A 14,851-nucleotide genomic window follows, 5' to 3' on the forward strand; every position below is an offset into this window, starting at 1 on the left:
AAAGAGCGTGCTGCCCGATAAGCCGATTACCTGGCTTATCGGGCAGCTTTTTCAATTGCTTGCGTCTTATCGGAATGTGATTTACTTTTAAAGAAAGGCAGAGCGGAGGTACGGCATGAAAATTTTGGTGGTGGAAGACAATCCAAGCGTCAGCTCGATGCTGGAATTATTTTTTGATAAAGAAGGCATCCACGGCGAATTTGCAGCGGACGGGCTTGAAGGCTACCGGAAATATGCGGAAGGCGATCATGACCTGTTGATACTTGATTGGATGCTTCCGGGGATGGACGGCATCGCATTGTGCCGGAAAATCAGGGAACAAGGCGGATCGGTTCCGATCATTATGCTGACGGCCAAGGACAGCGATTCGGACCAGGTCATTGGCTTCGAAATGGGTGCCGATGACTATGTCACAAAACCTTTCAGCCCACTGACGCTGATGGCCCGCATCAAAGCGGTCATGCGGCGCAGCCTTAAAAGCGAACCGGTATCCGATACCATTGCGACTACACGCTTTCTGGCCAATAAGGAAACCCGGGAAGTCCGGTTGGATGGGCAGCCGGTCGAAGGGCTGACGCCGAAGGAATTCGACCTGCTCCTGTTTTTCCTGCAGCATCCGAAGCAGGTGTTCAGCCGGGAGCAGCTGCTCGAACAAGTATGGGGCTATCAGTTCTACGGCGATGAGCGGACGGTCGATGTCCACATCAAGCGGCTTCGCAAAAAAATAGCCGGAGGCGAAACGTTTTTCCATACCGTATGGGGAGTGGGCTATAAATTTGAAGAATATGCGGATTAAGTATTTCTATCAGTTGATCGCCAGCCATTTAAGCATCCTGCTGGTCGCATTTTTGATCTTGAGCTTGCTGTTTGCCAATTACGTGGAAGATTTCGCCTATCAGGAAAAAGCGGAAGAACTGGAAAGCTACGGCGAGCGGATCCTTGAGGAACTCGAAGCGCCGCGTCCGGGCTCAAACCTGCAGCCTTATGTTTCCATCCTGCGGGCCCAGAACATTAACTTTATCGTTTTTGACCAGCAGAGCCGCATTCTTTATCCGGTCTCCGGAGCGTTTCCGCCGGTTGAATTGACCCAGGAGGAATGGAATGTCATCGAGGGCGGGGAAACGCTTGTCGTGAAGCGCGATGTCGAGCGTTTTGAAAATACGGTGACGTTTGTGGCCTTGCCTTATGTAGAAGGAGGCCGGCTCGCGGGAGGCGTATTATTGGCTTCTCCGATCGGCGGAACCAGGGAAATGATAGCGGAAATCAATAAATCGCTTCTGACGGCAATCGTGCTTGCCCTAGCTGCCGCACTCCTGCTCAGCCTGCTTTTGTCCAAGCTTCACGTCAGCCGGATCCAGCGGATGCAAAAAGCTGCCGCAATGATCAGTGAAGGAAAGTATGATGTCAACTTGCCTGAATCCAAGTTCGATGAATTCGGCGATTTGGCGCAGGATTTCAATCAGATGGCAGAGAAGCTCCAGAAGTCGAGCGAGGAAATCGAAGGGCTTGAAAACAGGCGGCGCCAATTTATGGCTGATGTCTCACATGAAATGCGGACACCGTTGACGACGATTGCAGGCGTCATGGAAGGGCTGCGGAACAATATGATTGCTGAAGAACAGCGTGAAAAAGGCCTGCGGCTTGCCAGCGAAGAAACAAAGCGCCTCATCCGCCTAGTCAATGAAAACCTTGATTACGAAAAAATCCGTTCGAACCAGGTAACGCTGATGAAAGAGGAAATCGATGCGGATGAACTGCTTGAAATCATTCAGGAACAGATGCAGATGCTGGCGCAGGAAAAAGGAAACCGCATCATCGTGGAAGCGGAAGAGGGCCAGGCGGTTTATGGAGACATGGACCGGCTGATCCAGATCCTGACGAATATCGTGAAAAACAGCATCCAGTTTACTGAAAACGGGCGAATCGTGCTCCGGGCCTTCCGGGAACCCAAAGCGATGGTACTGGAAGTGGAAGATTCAGGTGACGGCATCGACGTGGCGGAAATCGACATGATCTGGCGCCGTTTCTACAAATCGGATGTATCTCGCGGCAGCGGCCAGTTCGGCCTTGGCCTATCGATTGTCAAAAGATTGGTCGAACTGCATGGAGGCAGCATCCAGGTAAAGAGTGAAAAAGGGCAAGGCACCGTCTTCAGCATCCGCCTTCCCCATAAATAAGAGCCTGACAGCTTTGCGCTGTCGGGCTTTTTTTCATGGCTGAAACGTTACAGATCTTTTAACGGTTTGGTCATAGTTTGTTCATAACTGCTTGTTAGGATAAGGATACAGACAAAGAAAGAGGGATGAAAATGAAAAAAGTCATATATCTTGCAGTCGGAATCATCGCTGCATCAGCAATCTTTTTATTGGCGGGGTTCAATAAAGGCGAAGCAGTTGCGACTGTCAACGGTACGGCCATCGAGAAAGATGCGCTGTATGAACAAATGGTAAAGACAAGCGGTGCTGAAGCATTGGAAGTGATGATATCCGATGAAATCATCCGCCAGGAAGCCAAAAAAGCGGATATCACCGTGACACAAGATGAAATTGACGCGGAAATGGCAGTATATGAAGAGAATTACGGCGGAGCTGAAGGATTGGCCTCAGCCATCGAAACAAGCGGCATGACAATGGAAGACCTCGAAAATGAAATGGAGACATATTTGAAAATCGAAAAGCTGATCGGTCCGGATATTGAAATTACGGACGAGGCCATCCAGACCTATTTTGAGGAAAACAAAGCCGCACTCGGCCAAAGCGCAGAAGTGGAGGCCAGCCATATTTTAACCGAAACGAAAGAGCAGGCAGAAGAAGTAGCGAAAAAGCTGGCTGATGGAGGCGACTTTGCAAAACTGGCGGCTGAATACTCCATTGATACAGCGACTGCCGAAAACGGCGGAGAACTGGGGAGCTTCGGTGAAGGGGAAATGGCAGCAGAATTTGAAAAAGCGGCGTTTGCCATGAAGCCGAATGAAATCAGCGAGCCGGTCGAAACGGAATTCGGTTTCCATGTCATCAAAGTGACCGGGAAAACCGAAGCTGCCGAAGCGACATTGGAAGGCAGCAAGGAAAAGATCAAAGAGATTTTATTCGACGAAGCGTTGAACAGCGAATATGCAGCATGGCTTGCAGAAAAACAGGAATCGTATAACATCAAAAATAATTTGAACCAGGGAGGAAATGAATAATGGGTTATTACAATTCACCAGAACCAAAGAAAAAACGCGGCGGTTACTTTGCTTCCAGCTTTTCCGGCCTGCTTGCCGGTGCACTTCTGATCGGTGTTGTGCTTCCCGAATTTACGGATTCGGAAGCGGCAGCGAACAACGAACCGGAGACGGTCCAAACTGAGAGCGATCTCCAAGGGACGACCGACATCGTGACGACCGATATTACGGAAATGGTCGAGAAGACATCTGACGCAGTAGTGGGTGTGACGAATCTGCAGACAGCTCAGCAAAACCCGTTCGTTCCGGCTTCCCAAGCGGAATCGAAAGAAGCGGGGACCGGATCCGGTGTCGTCTATAAGAAAGACGGCGATTGGGCTTATATCGTTACCAACAACCACGTCGTCGAAGGCGCTGAAAGTGTCCGTGTGACGCTCGCCGATGGAACAGAGATCGACGCAGAAGTATTGGGAACGGATGTCTGGACCGATTTGGCTGTGTTAAAGGTGGCTTCGGATGAAATCGGAACGGTCGTGGAATTCGGCGATTCTTCGAAACTGCAGCCCGGGGAACCGGCGATTGCAATCGGCAATCCGCTTGGCCTCCAATTCTCAGGGTCGGTGACCGTAGGGGTCATTTCGGGGACCGAGCGCCTCGTCCCGATCGACGTAAACCAGGATGGACGGGAAGACTGGCAGGCGGAAGTGCTGCAGACAGATGCAGCAATCAATCCAGGCAATAGCGGCGGGGCCTTGATCAACAGCCAAGGCCAGCTGATCGGCATCAACTCGATGAAAATTGCACAGGATGCTGTAGAAGGCATCGGCTTGGCGATTCCGATCAACGTCGCCATACCGATCATTGAAGACCTTGAATCGAAAGGCGCTGTCGAACGGCCTTCACTGGGTGTCGCCATCCTGGATCTGGCAGAAGTCCCTCGCGAGTACCAGGAAAGCGAATTGAAGTTGCCGGGTGATGTGACAGGCGGAATCGTCGTCAATGAAGTAGCTCCAGGTTCCGGCGCAGACAAAGCCGGTATTCGGCAATTTGATGTAATTGTAGAATTGGACGGAGAGGCAGTGAACTCTGTACAGGAACTCCGCCAGCATCTCTACACCGAAACCGAAGTGGGCGATACGCTGAAAGCAAAAGCCTACCGGGACGGCAAGCTGATGGAGTTCGAAATTGAATTGACCGAAAGCCTTTAATATACAAAAAGGACAGGCCTATGGGCCTGTCCTTTCTTTTTTACTGAAGCAGGTGTATCAGCGGTTAGCCAAATAGCCCCCACATGCCTGAACTGATGCCGAAAATAACAATGATCAGCACCACGATGACAAAAATGATAAACCCGATCTGCAACGGCTTGTAGCCTTTTGTCCGGGGTTCTTCCAAACCTTCCTTATGAACTGGAGGACGCTGCATCGTTTCTTTGTTTTCTTCCATGTATTCCCGTTCTTTCGGATCTTTTTCGTTCATTGTGAATCCCTCCCATTTTTTTATCGGTATCTCGCTTACTCAGCTGAACTTACTTGAAAAATTTCTCTTCTTCCTTCTCTTCGCGGCTCGTCAATTTCTTCGCCAGTTCTTTGCCGAAAAGCGGTGAAGACTTCGGATCGCGGCCGGTCAGGATTTGTTCGTTGCCCCAAACCACAAGCTGATCGATGTCCGGTTCAGCTTTATAGCTGCCGATCTTGCGAAGTTCGTCTTCGAGGCTGAATGGCAGCAGGCCGCGGACTTCTTCCGGCTCCATGTCGTTCGGGTAGCCTGTAACTTCGAGTCCATCAAGGATGCCGCGTCCGTCTTTCAATTTCGTGTATACCAAAGGTGCCGGACCGTGGCAGACTGCTGCTACAATACCGCCTGTTTCATATACGACATTGATGATCGTATGCAAATTTTCATCATGGGCCAGGTCGAACATGGCGCCATGGCCGCCGACAATGAAAATGGCATCATAATCGCTTGCCTGTACATCAACGATCGGTGTTGTCTTATCGGCAATGCCGGAATCGTACATTTTTTTATATTTGCCTTCCGGATCATATTCTTTGCTGAGGCTCAGCGGATCAACGACCGGTTTGCCGCCTTTCGGCGACGCAAGGCCGACGGTATGGCCTGCTTCCTGCAATGCGAGGACCGGTTCGAAAAGTTCTTCGGCCCACCATCCCGTAACGTAATCATTTTCTTCATCAGCGTAGCCGCTTGAGAGCACAGCCATTACTTTTGCCATAGTATCTTCCTCCTCGGAGTATCTAAACGTCTATTTGTTCATTTACCCTCTCAGGCCATCCTGAAACGTATCCGGCATCAGTTGGCGGTTGGCATCGGGCATAAAGCGGTATACGGGCTATAATCCCGAGGACTATTGTAGGAGTTGGTCGTTGGTTTACATAATTTGGTTTCCCCGAAGAATTGTTTGGGTATTCATAATAATGCAAATGAAGAATAGAAGGAAGGAGGGACGGAAGATGAGCAATAAAGACCCGAACCAAGATCCGGAAAAGTTGGAACAAGAGAAGAAAAAACAAGCCGGTACGCAATTCAATTCCGGAAACAACGATTCTGATTACGACGGCGGCCACCCAGGAAGCAGTTTTGCCGGACAGGAAGAGCAATCGACTGAAGAAAGTGAAGAGCAAGGGGCATTCAATGCCGGGCATAATGACTCGGATTATGACGGCGGCCATCCGGGAGAATCTTTCCCTTCAAAAAAATGATACTTAGCCACTGCAGCCATGTTCAGGATTTTTCATTCTAAACACTATCCAGGAGGTTATGAATATGTTTTTCCATACAGGTGAACTGCAATACCATTCAAAGCCGGATGCTCCGGATCCGGTGTTTGCGAAAAAAGTTCAGGAATTGATCGGCGGGCAGTTCGGTGAAATGTCCGTAGCCATGCAATACTTATTCCAAGGGTGGAGCACCCGCGGAAATGAAAAATACCGGGATTTGCTGATGGATACCGGAACCCAGGAACTGGGCCATATCGAGCTGCTCGCAACGATGGTTGCGCGCCTTCTCGAAGGGGCGCCTGTCTATGAGCAGGAGAAAGCAGCAAGCGATCCGATTGTCGGGGCGATCATGGGCGGCATGAATCCGCAGCATGCCATCGTACACGGGCTCGGCGCATCGCCAAAAGACAGCAATGGCGTGCCCTGGAATGCAGGCTATATTGTGGCGAGCGGGAACCTGTTGGCGGATTTCCGGGCCAACGTCAATGCGGAGTCGCAGGGGCGCCTGCAAGTCGCCCGTCTGTACAGCATGACGGACGACCGCGGCGTCAAGGACCTGTTCTCTTTCCTGTTGGCGCGTGATACGATGCACCAGAACCAGTGGCTTGCGGCCATCAAAGATCTGGAAGCGAAAGAAGGCCCAATTGTGCCGTCGACCGTTCCGCCGGAATGGGAAGCGACCCAATTCTCCCATATTCTTTACACGAATACGGAAACCAGCACAGCATCTCAATTGCCATGGGTCAGCCAGCCGGCGCCGGACGGCCATCCGATCACTGTCGAAAAACCGGTGACGATGAGCGAAAAACCGGTATTGAAGCCCGGCCCGAAAGAAGCGCATGATACATTGCCCATGGATAAACCAGAATAAAGGAACAGGGGCCTCTTCGCAGAAGGGGCCTATTTGAGGTTCCGAAGGGGATGGGAAGATGGATTCCAGAAGGTGGGTCATGTCGCAGCAATTACGGGATGTGCTGTTTTTGCATTGGCCGGTTCCTGAAGCATGGCTTTGTGGACACCTGCCTCCTGCATTGGAGCTGGATTTGTATAAAGGTCAGGCGTGGCTAAGTGTGGTGCTGTTCAAGGCGCGCAATACGCATTTGCGAGGCATTCCTGCATTGCCGGGAATGCGCGAATTTCTGCAGCTGAATGTCCGGACATATGTACGATATGGGATGCGCCGTGGCGTCTACTTTTTTTCAATGGATGCAAACAGCCGGGCAGCCATTGAAGCAGCTTCTCTTGGCGGTTTTCTTCCTTACCGTTATTCACGGGTCAACATGGAAAAGCAGGGGAACCAGATCCAGTTCAAGAGCAGCCATGGCAAGGGAGTCCAGGATGCAGAAGGGATTGAATTGTTCTACCGACCACAGGAGGAACTGGCAGAACTTGCATCTGTTGAGCGCTGGCTGTTGGAACGCTATTGCCTTTGGACCCAGCCGAAAGGCCGCCTGTACAGGCTGGAAATTGGGCATCCGCCTTGGAGGATTCAGTATGTGAAAGGGGAGATTTTAAGGAATACACTTGCAGGTTTTCTGCCGGAACAACTGCACCGCTTGCGGCCGATAGCCCATTACAGCACTGGTACGGATGTGTTTTTTTATCCGCCGGTTGTGGAGAAATCCGTAAAAAAACACTGAAGCCGACGCTTCAGCGTTTTTCTGCTGTAAATGCCACGAGAAGCGATCCTGTGTCATTCATCGGGATTAAGTTGTCCATATAACATTTGCTGATTTGGGATTTTTTACGATGAGATAAAGTCGCCGCCATTGACATGGATGGCTTGGCCAGTGACATAGGTCGAGTCTTTCGAAGCGAAGTAGACGTAGGCCGGCGCAACTTCAGCAGGCTGCCCGCGGCGTTCCATCGGGGTGTCGCCGCCGTGCTTTCCAACTTTTTCCGCATCGAATGTGGCTGGGATCAACGGGGTCCAGATCGGGCCCGGAGCCACTGAATTCACCCGTATGCCTTTCTCGGCCAAACTTTGCGACAGGGAGCGGGTGAATGTCGTGATGGCGCCTTTGGTTGACGAATAATCGATCAGTTCGGAGGAGCCGCGGTAAGCGGTCACCGAAGAAGTGTTGATGATCGAATCGCCTTTTTGCATATGCGGTACGGCTGCCTGGCTCAAGTAGAACATGCTGTAGATGTTCGTTTCGAACGTTTCCTTCAATTGATCCGGCGTGATCGCCAGGAAATCATCCTGTGGGAACTGCTTGCCTGCATTGTTAACGAGAATATTGAGCTGGCCGAATTCAGAAATGACATCCTTCACCAATTGTTGGCAGTTCTCGGCGTTGCTGACATCTGTCGCGGCTTTGAATGCCTTCGCACCGTAAGATTCGATGGCTTTCACCGTATCTTCTGCGTCCTCGTGTTCATCCAGATAAGCGATCGCCACATCTGCGCCTTCTTTGGCAAACGCTACGGCCACTGCCCGTCCGATGCCGCTGTCGCCTCCAGTGATGAGCGCCACTTTGCCTTTCAATTTGCCGGCGCCTTTGTAATCCTTATCATCATAAATCGGTTCCGGCGACATTTCCTTCTCGCTTCCCGGCTGTTCAGCCTGCTCCTGCGGCTCCACCTGTTCGTCGATTTTTTCAAATTTATCTTCTGCCATCCTTTATTCCTCCTTTAGAAAGTCATTATGGTATTTATTCCCGGTGGCGGATTGGCTAAACGCCCAACGGAAGAGAATAAAGAGAAAAAAAGGCAGTAAAAAAGAGCGGGAGATTCCCGCTCATTGTTGGGCTGTCACGACGCCGCACGCAACCACAGCATCCTCTGAATCATGGACGACGAGCGAAGTTCCGCCTTCTTGCAGAAGGGAGTTCTCTTCGCCGGCTTTCAAGGTCACCTCTTCAGCCGCCAGTTCTTCCGAGACGGTGCCTTCGCCTGAGGCTTCGACTTCAGGGAGTTCGCTTCCCAATGGCTCTCCGACAGTTTCGAATTCCGGTGCTTCGCATTTGCCTTCGTCATGGAATTGGACTTTATAGGTGCCTTCGTCCAACCCTTCGAGATCGAGCTTCACTGCTACGGCGCCCTCTTCATCTTCGAGCTCGGCCGTTCCGTTCGCATTGCCGTCGCTATCCATCATTTCGACTGTCACAAACATCAATTCTTCACTTGAACCTTCACCGGCATTGTCCTCGGCTTCTTCGCCTTCCGGAGCAGGCTCGCTGTCTTCATCCACTTCTTCGTCTTCCACTTCTGTCACCCCGTCCGCCTCTATCGGCGGTTCTTCTTCCGTATTGCCGCAGGCTGCCAACACCAAAAAGAAAAGCAGTACAAAAACAAGCAGGAGCCATTTCTTCATCACGTTTCATCTCCTCATAAAGTAGGGTGTTATTCCCTCATTACACATATTTTTGAGGGGATAAACACGTTTTTGACAAGACGCATCTTTTGTAGGAGGAAAACTTCGGAAATCAGCGGGCTTTTCTGCGTTTGCGGACACCGGCTGCGTATAGGGTGCCGAGCAGCAGAGATATCAAGGTGACCAGCAAAGAAATGAAGAAAAACGGCGGGCGGTAAACGAGCTTCACGTCGTTCATGCCTTTTTCGATCGGCACCCCCATAAATGCATAATTGGCTTTTTCAATCGGTACGGGTTTGCCGTTGACCTTGGCGGACCAGCCCCGTTCATAAGGAATGGCAAGCGCCAGGAACGGATCGGCTGCTGCATTATCGAATTGCAGGGAAACCCGGCTGCCGCCCATTTGCAGGTTGCGCAGTCCGGATTCCTCGGCTGCCTGCCTTTTCAGGATGTCGTAAGGCTCCTGAAAAATCTGGATGTCTTCTAATACATAGGTACCTTCAGGCATGCGGATCCGGATAGCTTCATCTGCAGGGACGCGGATGGTCAGATCGTCAATATAGGTCCGGTAGATTGAATCGTTTGCCTTCCGCGAGGTTTCAAAGCCGTTCACATCCAATAGGAATCCGGTGCCCGGCGAAGGGTTCTCCAAGTGGAATGAAACATACAGATCGCCATCATTAAAGGCAGGCCCTTCATTGACCAGGTCGATCCCTCCGGTTTCGCTGTCCACTTGAAGCCGTCCGTCCCGGTAAACTGCATCGACCGGTTCGATGCGGTAGTCCGCGGTCGCTTCAGACGCTTCGGGCAGCGGCGAAACGGCTTGGCCGCCGTCCAGCACGATGCCGGTCAGAATGGCATGTTCACGGAGGAGCGGGTGGGCGCCGCCCAACTGGCGCTCTTGGTAGATCTTTGAAGCCGGCCGGACAAATGGAAGCGGGTAGCGGTTTTTATAGACTGTGAAATGCGCTGAAGACGCCAGTTCCGTGAAGCCGTAAGGGACATTGGGGTCTCCCGTTTCCCTGATGGCGTAGTCTCCCTGCAGCAAACTATGGAGGTTGGCGCGGTTGCCGAGGCCGGCGTAGCGGCTGACGCTTTCCCGGCCCATGTCGATTTCCAAGTCGTAAAGATAGAAGTACAAGAGATTTTTGTTCAGGATGCTGGAATAGGCACTCAACCCTTGGAAATCCTGGACTAGCGGCGTGTTATTGCGGACGCCTTCCATCCAGTCGATGCGATAAGGCCCGCCGTCTTCCTGACGGCGGATTTCCTGCAGCAGGCCGCGGATTTCAGGATCGTCGTATTCTTCTCCAGTCAACAAGTCCTGGCTGACAGCATCGATTCCGCCGGCATCAAGAATGTTTTCGACCTGGTAGACATTCGTGAAAACCGCCTGGCTCACCAGAATAAAGCCGGCGAGCAGCCAAGTGGCTGCGGGGCGTTTCCAACGGGCCGCAGCGTAGAGCAAAAAGATTGCGGCAATCAGGAGTGCAAATGCCAGCATTGTCCAAGGTGCTTCCGGCTCGAAGGCAGGATCAATGAATGCTGCCAGCGAATAGGCTGCAATCGCCAGAAGCGCAGCTAATGCGAATTGCCGTTCCGTGATTGTATGGATTTTGCTGAGTCCGGCAGCTGTAGCACCTCCGGCAGCAAGTGCGAGAAAATATTCCCAGCGGTATTGCGGTGCAGAAAAACCATTGAACGCACTCGCGGCCATCGGGCTGAAATGAAGGACAATCCCGATGATCCCGAGGATGGCAAAAAAACGGAATAGACGGTCCCGGTAAAGGGAAGCAGAGAACAGGAAAAGCACAAAGATGGCAGGCAAAATGATGAACCGGCTAGTGAATAGGATGTTGTCGGTGAAGTCGAACCATTCGATTTCCTGTTGGAACGGCGGACGATGGTTGTTCAAATAAGCATAAACTGCCGGGATGAACGAAACGGCGCTGATGCCGAAGCCCAGCAGTCCGGCGAGAAGAAAATGGCCGGCTGCTTTGGCACGGTGAATCTCCTTGCCGGCAAGAGGGACGAAAAAGCGGATCAGGATGTAGATGCCGGCGAGCAGGAAATTGATATAGGAAAAATAGAAATTATCGAACAACGAAACGGAAACTCCGAGCAAAAACCAGCCCGGCTTTTGTTCGCGGAAGATTTTTTCCACCCCGAAAAGCAGGAGCGGCAGCCAGAGGAATGCATCGGCAAAAAAATCCCAATACACGGCATGCCGGAAATACATGCCGGATATGCCGTAAATCGATGCGCCGATAAATGCCGGGACGCGTGCTGCGCCTATGTATGAGAAGAACTTGGATGCTGCAAACAGCACGAATGCCAGCCGGGCGATGCTGATGAAGACAGCGGCATTCGCCCAGAACAGGATATCCGGGGAAGCGAGGATGCCGGCTGATTCCAGCCCGAAAACCACAGCTGCGGTGGCCAGGAAAAAAATCGAGGTCGAGAAATAATAGGACAGTTCGCTGAATGTCCCGGCGCCCAATCCGAAATCGAACGAATAGAAAAATTCGCCGTCCGTATACTGCTCATAAAGCAGCTTTTTGAACGGCAGGATCTGTGACAGGCCGTCGTTGATGCCGGTCATAAAGTGGCTTTGGCTCCACTGATATAAAAATACAGCGTGCCCGGCAGCGGCCATGGCCAGGCAGCTCGCCAGCAGGATGAAGTTGGGGGCATTCCTTCGCATGCTTTCACCGTCTTTGGGATTATTTTGTGCGGGCCGGATGCTTCATGATTTTGCTGGATACGAGAAACGTGACAGGAATCGTAAACAGCACGGCGGCAAACGGCGCGATGTTGCTGTCGATTTTCAGGAATTCAACGAAGATGAAAATAAGGCTGGTGGAGACCGACATATTGACGACCTGAGTGAGCGGAAACAGCAAGTACTTCCGGAGCGTCGGCTTCACTTTGTACGTAACGTAAGAGTTTAGAAAGAACGACACATTCAGCGAAATGATAAAGCCGATGATATGCGCGAGCAGGTACGGCATCGAGAATGCATTATGGAGCAGCAAGTAGATGGCGTAGTAAGTCATGGTATTGATGACGCCGACGGCAATGAATCGGGTGAATTCGGTATTCAGCCTGTTAAGGTTCATCGTATTCCTCCGCATTGCTGATGTCGATCAGGAAGTTCGGGCGGCGCTTGGTTTCATTGTAGATGCGGCCCACATATTCGCCGATGACGCCCAAACTGATCAATTGGATTCCGCCCAGAAATAGGATCGACGATATGGTCGTGAAATAGCCTGGTGCTCCGATGCCTTCGGTCATGATGTCGTAGAATGTGATGCCGATATAGACGATCGACAGGAACAGGATGACGAACCCCGTGTAAAAGCAGACGCGCAGCGGCTTCAAGTTGAACGAAATGATGCCGTCGATGCCATAGTTCACCAGGTTGCCAAATGACCATTTGGACTGGCCGCCGGCGCGCGTCACATTTTCATAGGAGATGATTTTCTTGCTGAGCCCGATCCAGGAATACAGGCCTTTTGAAAAGCGGTTGCTTTCGCTCAGCTGCAAAATGGAATTGATGGCTTTCCGGCTGAGCAGGCGGAAGTCGCCTTCGCCGTCTGCCAAGTCGACATCCGTGATTGAATTCACCATTTTATAATATAGGACGGAAAACATCTGCCGGATCCTTTTGTCGCCGGTGCGTGAGCGTTTCGCCACCACTTGGTGGTAGCCTTCTTCGTATCCGCGGACCATCTGGCCGATCAGTTCCGGCGGATGCTGGAGATCCCCGTCCATCAAAATGGCGGCATCGCCCCTGATGCGTTTCAAGCCGGCAAACAGCGCAGCTTCTTTTCCGAAGTTGCGCGTCAGCGAGATATATTTGACGCCTTCGAAGCGTTCGGCAAGCGCCAGGATCTCCTCGAGCGTGCCGTCGGACGAACCGTCGTCGATAAACATGATTTCATAATTGAATGGGAGCGGGCTCAACTCCTCAATCAGCCGCTCGTACATGCAGGTGATGTTCGCTTCTTCGTTATAGACCGGTACGACAATCGAAAGCAGCTTCATCTTCAGGACCCCCCTTTGCCATGGATAAGTTTTATTTTGCCTGCTGCTTATGTTTACCCGGCCCTCAGGCAGAGTATGCCTCGTTGAGAGGAAGTGCGTTGCGTTTCTATTTTCCGGAATGGCGAAACTTTCCGGTCCGGCAAACGTATATACTTGTATCGGCCAAAATCCGGAACGTGCCGCAAAACTCCGCTTTGTCTAATGAAGACGGCAGAGAGTGGACGGAAGTTCGCCCGCGTTTTCAAAAGACGCGGCAATAGCCGTTAATAATTGAAATTTTCCGGATTTACAAATACTATTATAAAGAGTACATAAAGATGAATGGAGAGTGCAAAAGATGGCTATCAATCTCGTAAAAGGTCAGAAAATCGATTTGACAAAAGGACGTTCATCTCTATCAAGCATCATGGTTGGCCTCGGCTGGGACCCTGTAGAAACGAAAAAGAGCGGCGGATTCCTGAGCGGCCTGCTTGGCGGTGGAGGCGGAGGCGGTGCTGATGTAGATTGTGACGCTTCAGTCATCCTGCTTGATGAAAACGGCAAGCTCCAGGGCAAAGAGAACCTGATCTATTTCGGCAATAAAAAAAGCAAGGACGGCAGCGTCGTCCATTCAGGCGATAACTTGACAGGCGCCGGCGAAGGCGATGACGAAACGATCCAGATCGATTTGAGCCGGATTTCACCATCGGTCCACCGGTTGGTGTTCGTCGTCAACATCTATAACGCAAAACAGAAGAAACAGGATTTCGGCATGATCCAGAATGCTTTCATCCGTTTGGTGGACAACCAGTCGAAAGAAGAGCTGATCCACTACAACCTGACTGAAAACTATGCCGGCAAAATGTCGTTGATCCCAGGCGAGTTGTACCGCCAGGGCTCTGAATGGAAGTTCTCTGCAATCGGCGAAGGCACAGTAGACCCGGATATCGGTTCAATCGCAAACAAATACGCATAAGGAGTGAAGGAATAATGGCAATCAATTTATCAAAAGGACAGAAAGTGGACTTAACAAAATCTAATCCAGGGTTAACGAACGTAATCGTAGGTCTTGGCTGGGATACGAACAAATACGACGGAGGACAGGACTTTGACCTTGATTCTTCTGTATTCCTATTGAACTCAAGCGGCAAAGCTTCTTCTGAAGCGGATTTTGTTTTCTATAACAACACAATCGGGGCAGCTGGCGCAGTAGAGCACACAGGCGACAACAAAACGGGTGAAGGGGACGGCGACGATGAGCAAGTGAAAGTGAACTTGTCTACGGTTCCTTCTTCGATCGAACGCGTTACATTTGCCATCACGATTCATGACGCAGAAACGCGCGGCCAGAATTTCGGCCAAGTCAGCAACTCTTACGTGCGCATCGTAAATGGCGACACGAACGAAGAATTGATCCGCTACGACTTGGGGGAAGATTTCTCCATCGAAACGGCGGTTGTCGTCGGCGAACTTTACCGCCACAACAACGAATGGAAATTTAATGCGATCGGCAGCGGCTATCAAGGCGGCCTCGGCTCTCTTGTTAAGGATTTTGGATTGGACGCTTAATGGGAAAGAAAAAAAGCAAGGGGTTTATCTCCTTGC

General features: G+C 51.3%; 16 protein-coding genes. 9 read left to right on the forward strand and 7 right to left on the reverse strand.

Annotated elements, in window-relative coordinates:
- Window positions 1-115 precede the first annotated feature (115 nt).
- The 4 genes from ACFSDB_RS02005 (at window position 116) to ACFSDB_RS02020 (ending at window position 4,374) form a co-directional block, all read left to right on the forward strand.
- Complete coding sequence (locus tag ACFSDB_RS02005; RefSeq protein WP_204891316.1) at window positions 116-796, forward strand: response regulator transcription factor; 681 nt, start codon at window positions 116-118, stop codon at window positions 794-796.
- A complete protein-coding gene (locus ACFSDB_RS02010; RefSeq protein WP_204891688.1) occupies window positions 786-2,177 on the forward strand; it encodes an ATP-binding protein in 1,392 nt (463 codons plus the stop codon). Before ACFSDB_RS02005 ends, ACFSDB_RS02010 begins: the two co-directional genes overlap by 11 nt.
- Before the next feature lie 131 nt (window positions 2,178-2,308).
- Window positions 2,309-3,187 carry a peptidylprolyl isomerase gene (locus ACFSDB_RS02015; protein WP_204891315.1) on the forward strand — a complete coding sequence of 293 codons (879 nt, stop codon included), beginning with the start codon at window positions 2,309-2,311 and terminating at the stop codon, window positions 3,185-3,187.
- The gene (locus ACFSDB_RS02020; RefSeq protein ID WP_204891314.1) at window positions 3,187-4,374 is read left to right on the forward strand and encodes a S1C family serine protease; all 1,188 of its coding nucleotides are present in this window, start codon (window positions 3,187-3,189) and stop codon (window positions 4,372-4,374) included. The genes ACFSDB_RS02015 and ACFSDB_RS02020 overlap by 1 nt, the downstream gene beginning before the upstream one ends.
- A 64-nt stretch (window positions 4,375-4,438) precedes the next feature.
- On the opposite strand, the gene ACFSDB_RS02025 is transcribed toward ACFSDB_RS02020, so the two are convergent.
- Window positions 4,439-4,645, reverse strand: coding sequence for a hypothetical protein (locus ACFSDB_RS02025; RefSeq protein WP_204891313.1), 207 nt, complete (start codon window positions 4,643-4,645; stop codon window positions 4,439-4,441).
- 49 nt (window positions 4,646-4,694) lie between these two features.
- Entirely contained in the window at window positions 4,695-5,399 is a 705-nt protein-coding gene (locus tag ACFSDB_RS02030; protein WP_204891312.1) for a type 1 glutamine amidotransferase domain-containing protein, read from the reverse strand.
- Between the two features lie 238 nt (window positions 5,400-5,637).
- Between ACFSDB_RS02030 and ACFSDB_RS02035 the strand changes: the two genes are divergently transcribed.
- The 3 genes from ACFSDB_RS02035 (at window position 5,638) to ACFSDB_RS02045 (ending at window position 7,544) form a co-directional block, all read left to right on the forward strand.
- The gene (locus ACFSDB_RS02035) at window positions 5,638-5,886 is read left to right on the forward strand and encodes a hypothetical protein (protein WP_204891311.1); all 249 of its coding nucleotides are present in this window, start codon (window positions 5,638-5,640) and stop codon (window positions 5,884-5,886) included.
- A gap of 64 nt (window positions 5,887-5,950) precedes the next feature.
- A complete protein-coding gene (locus tag ACFSDB_RS02040) occupies window positions 5,951-6,775 on the forward strand; it encodes a manganese catalase (RefSeq protein WP_204891310.1) in 825 nt (274 codons plus the stop codon).
- 58 nt (window positions 6,776-6,833) lie between these two features.
- Window positions 6,834-7,544, forward strand: coding sequence for a YqjF family protein (locus tag ACFSDB_RS02045; RefSeq protein ID WP_204891309.1), 711 nt, complete (start codon window positions 6,834-6,836; stop codon window positions 7,542-7,544).
- Window positions 7,545-7,648: 104 nt separating this feature from the next.
- Here ACFSDB_RS02045 and ACFSDB_RS02050 read toward each other — a convergent pair whose 3' ends face one another.
- The 5 genes from ACFSDB_RS02050 to ACFSDB_RS02070 all read right to left on the reverse strand — a co-directional run bounded on the left by ACFSDB_RS02050 (window position 7,649) and on the right by ACFSDB_RS02070 (window position 13,273).
- Window positions 7,649-8,524: an SDR family oxidoreductase gene (locus tag ACFSDB_RS02050; protein WP_204891308.1), complete on the reverse strand. Its 876-nt coding sequence runs from the start codon at window positions 8,522-8,524 to the stop codon at window positions 7,649-7,651.
- Window positions 8,525-8,644: 120 nt separating this feature from the next.
- On the reverse strand, window positions 8,645-9,220 hold the full coding sequence (locus ACFSDB_RS02055) for a superoxide dismutase family protein (protein ID WP_204891307.1): 576 nt from the start codon (window positions 9,218-9,220) through the stop codon (window positions 8,645-8,647).
- A 112-nt stretch (window positions 9,221-9,332) separates the two neighbouring features.
- Window positions 9,333-11,924 carry a YfhO family protein gene (locus ACFSDB_RS02060; protein WP_204891306.1) on the reverse strand — a complete coding sequence of 864 codons (2,592 nt, stop codon included), beginning with the start codon at window positions 11,922-11,924 and terminating at the stop codon, window positions 9,333-9,335.
- A 19-nt stretch (window positions 11,925-11,943) separates the two neighbouring features.
- Window positions 11,944-12,339, reverse strand: coding sequence for a GtrA family protein (locus tag ACFSDB_RS02065; RefSeq protein ID WP_204891305.1), 396 nt, complete (start codon window positions 12,337-12,339; stop codon window positions 11,944-11,946).
- Window positions 12,329-13,273, reverse strand: coding sequence for a glycosyltransferase family 2 protein (locus tag ACFSDB_RS02070; protein ID WP_377339008.1), 945 nt, complete (start codon window positions 13,271-13,273; stop codon window positions 12,329-12,331). The genes ACFSDB_RS02065 and ACFSDB_RS02070 overlap by 11 nt, the downstream gene beginning before the upstream one ends.
- Window positions 13,274-13,604: 331 nt before the next feature.
- On the opposite strand from ACFSDB_RS02070, the gene ACFSDB_RS02075 reads away from it, so the two are divergent.
- Together ACFSDB_RS02075 and ACFSDB_RS02080 are read left to right on the forward strand one after the other, a co-directional pair.
- The gene (locus ACFSDB_RS02075; protein WP_204891303.1) at window positions 13,605-14,222 is read left to right on the forward strand and encodes a TerD family protein; all 618 of its coding nucleotides are present in this window, start codon (window positions 13,605-13,607) and stop codon (window positions 14,220-14,222) included.
- Between the two features lie 14 nt (window positions 14,223-14,236).
- On the forward strand, window positions 14,237-14,815 hold the full coding sequence (locus tag ACFSDB_RS02080) for a TerD family protein (RefSeq protein WP_036804956.1): 579 nt from the start codon (window positions 14,237-14,239) through the stop codon (window positions 14,813-14,815).
- The last annotated feature ends 36 nt before the right edge of the window (window positions 14,816-14,851 follow it).

Origin of the sequence: Planococcus chinensis (genome assembly GCF_042681545.1) — a bacterium.
GTDB lineage: Bacteria > Bacillota > Bacilli > Bacillales_A > Planococcaceae > Planococcus > Planococcus chinensis.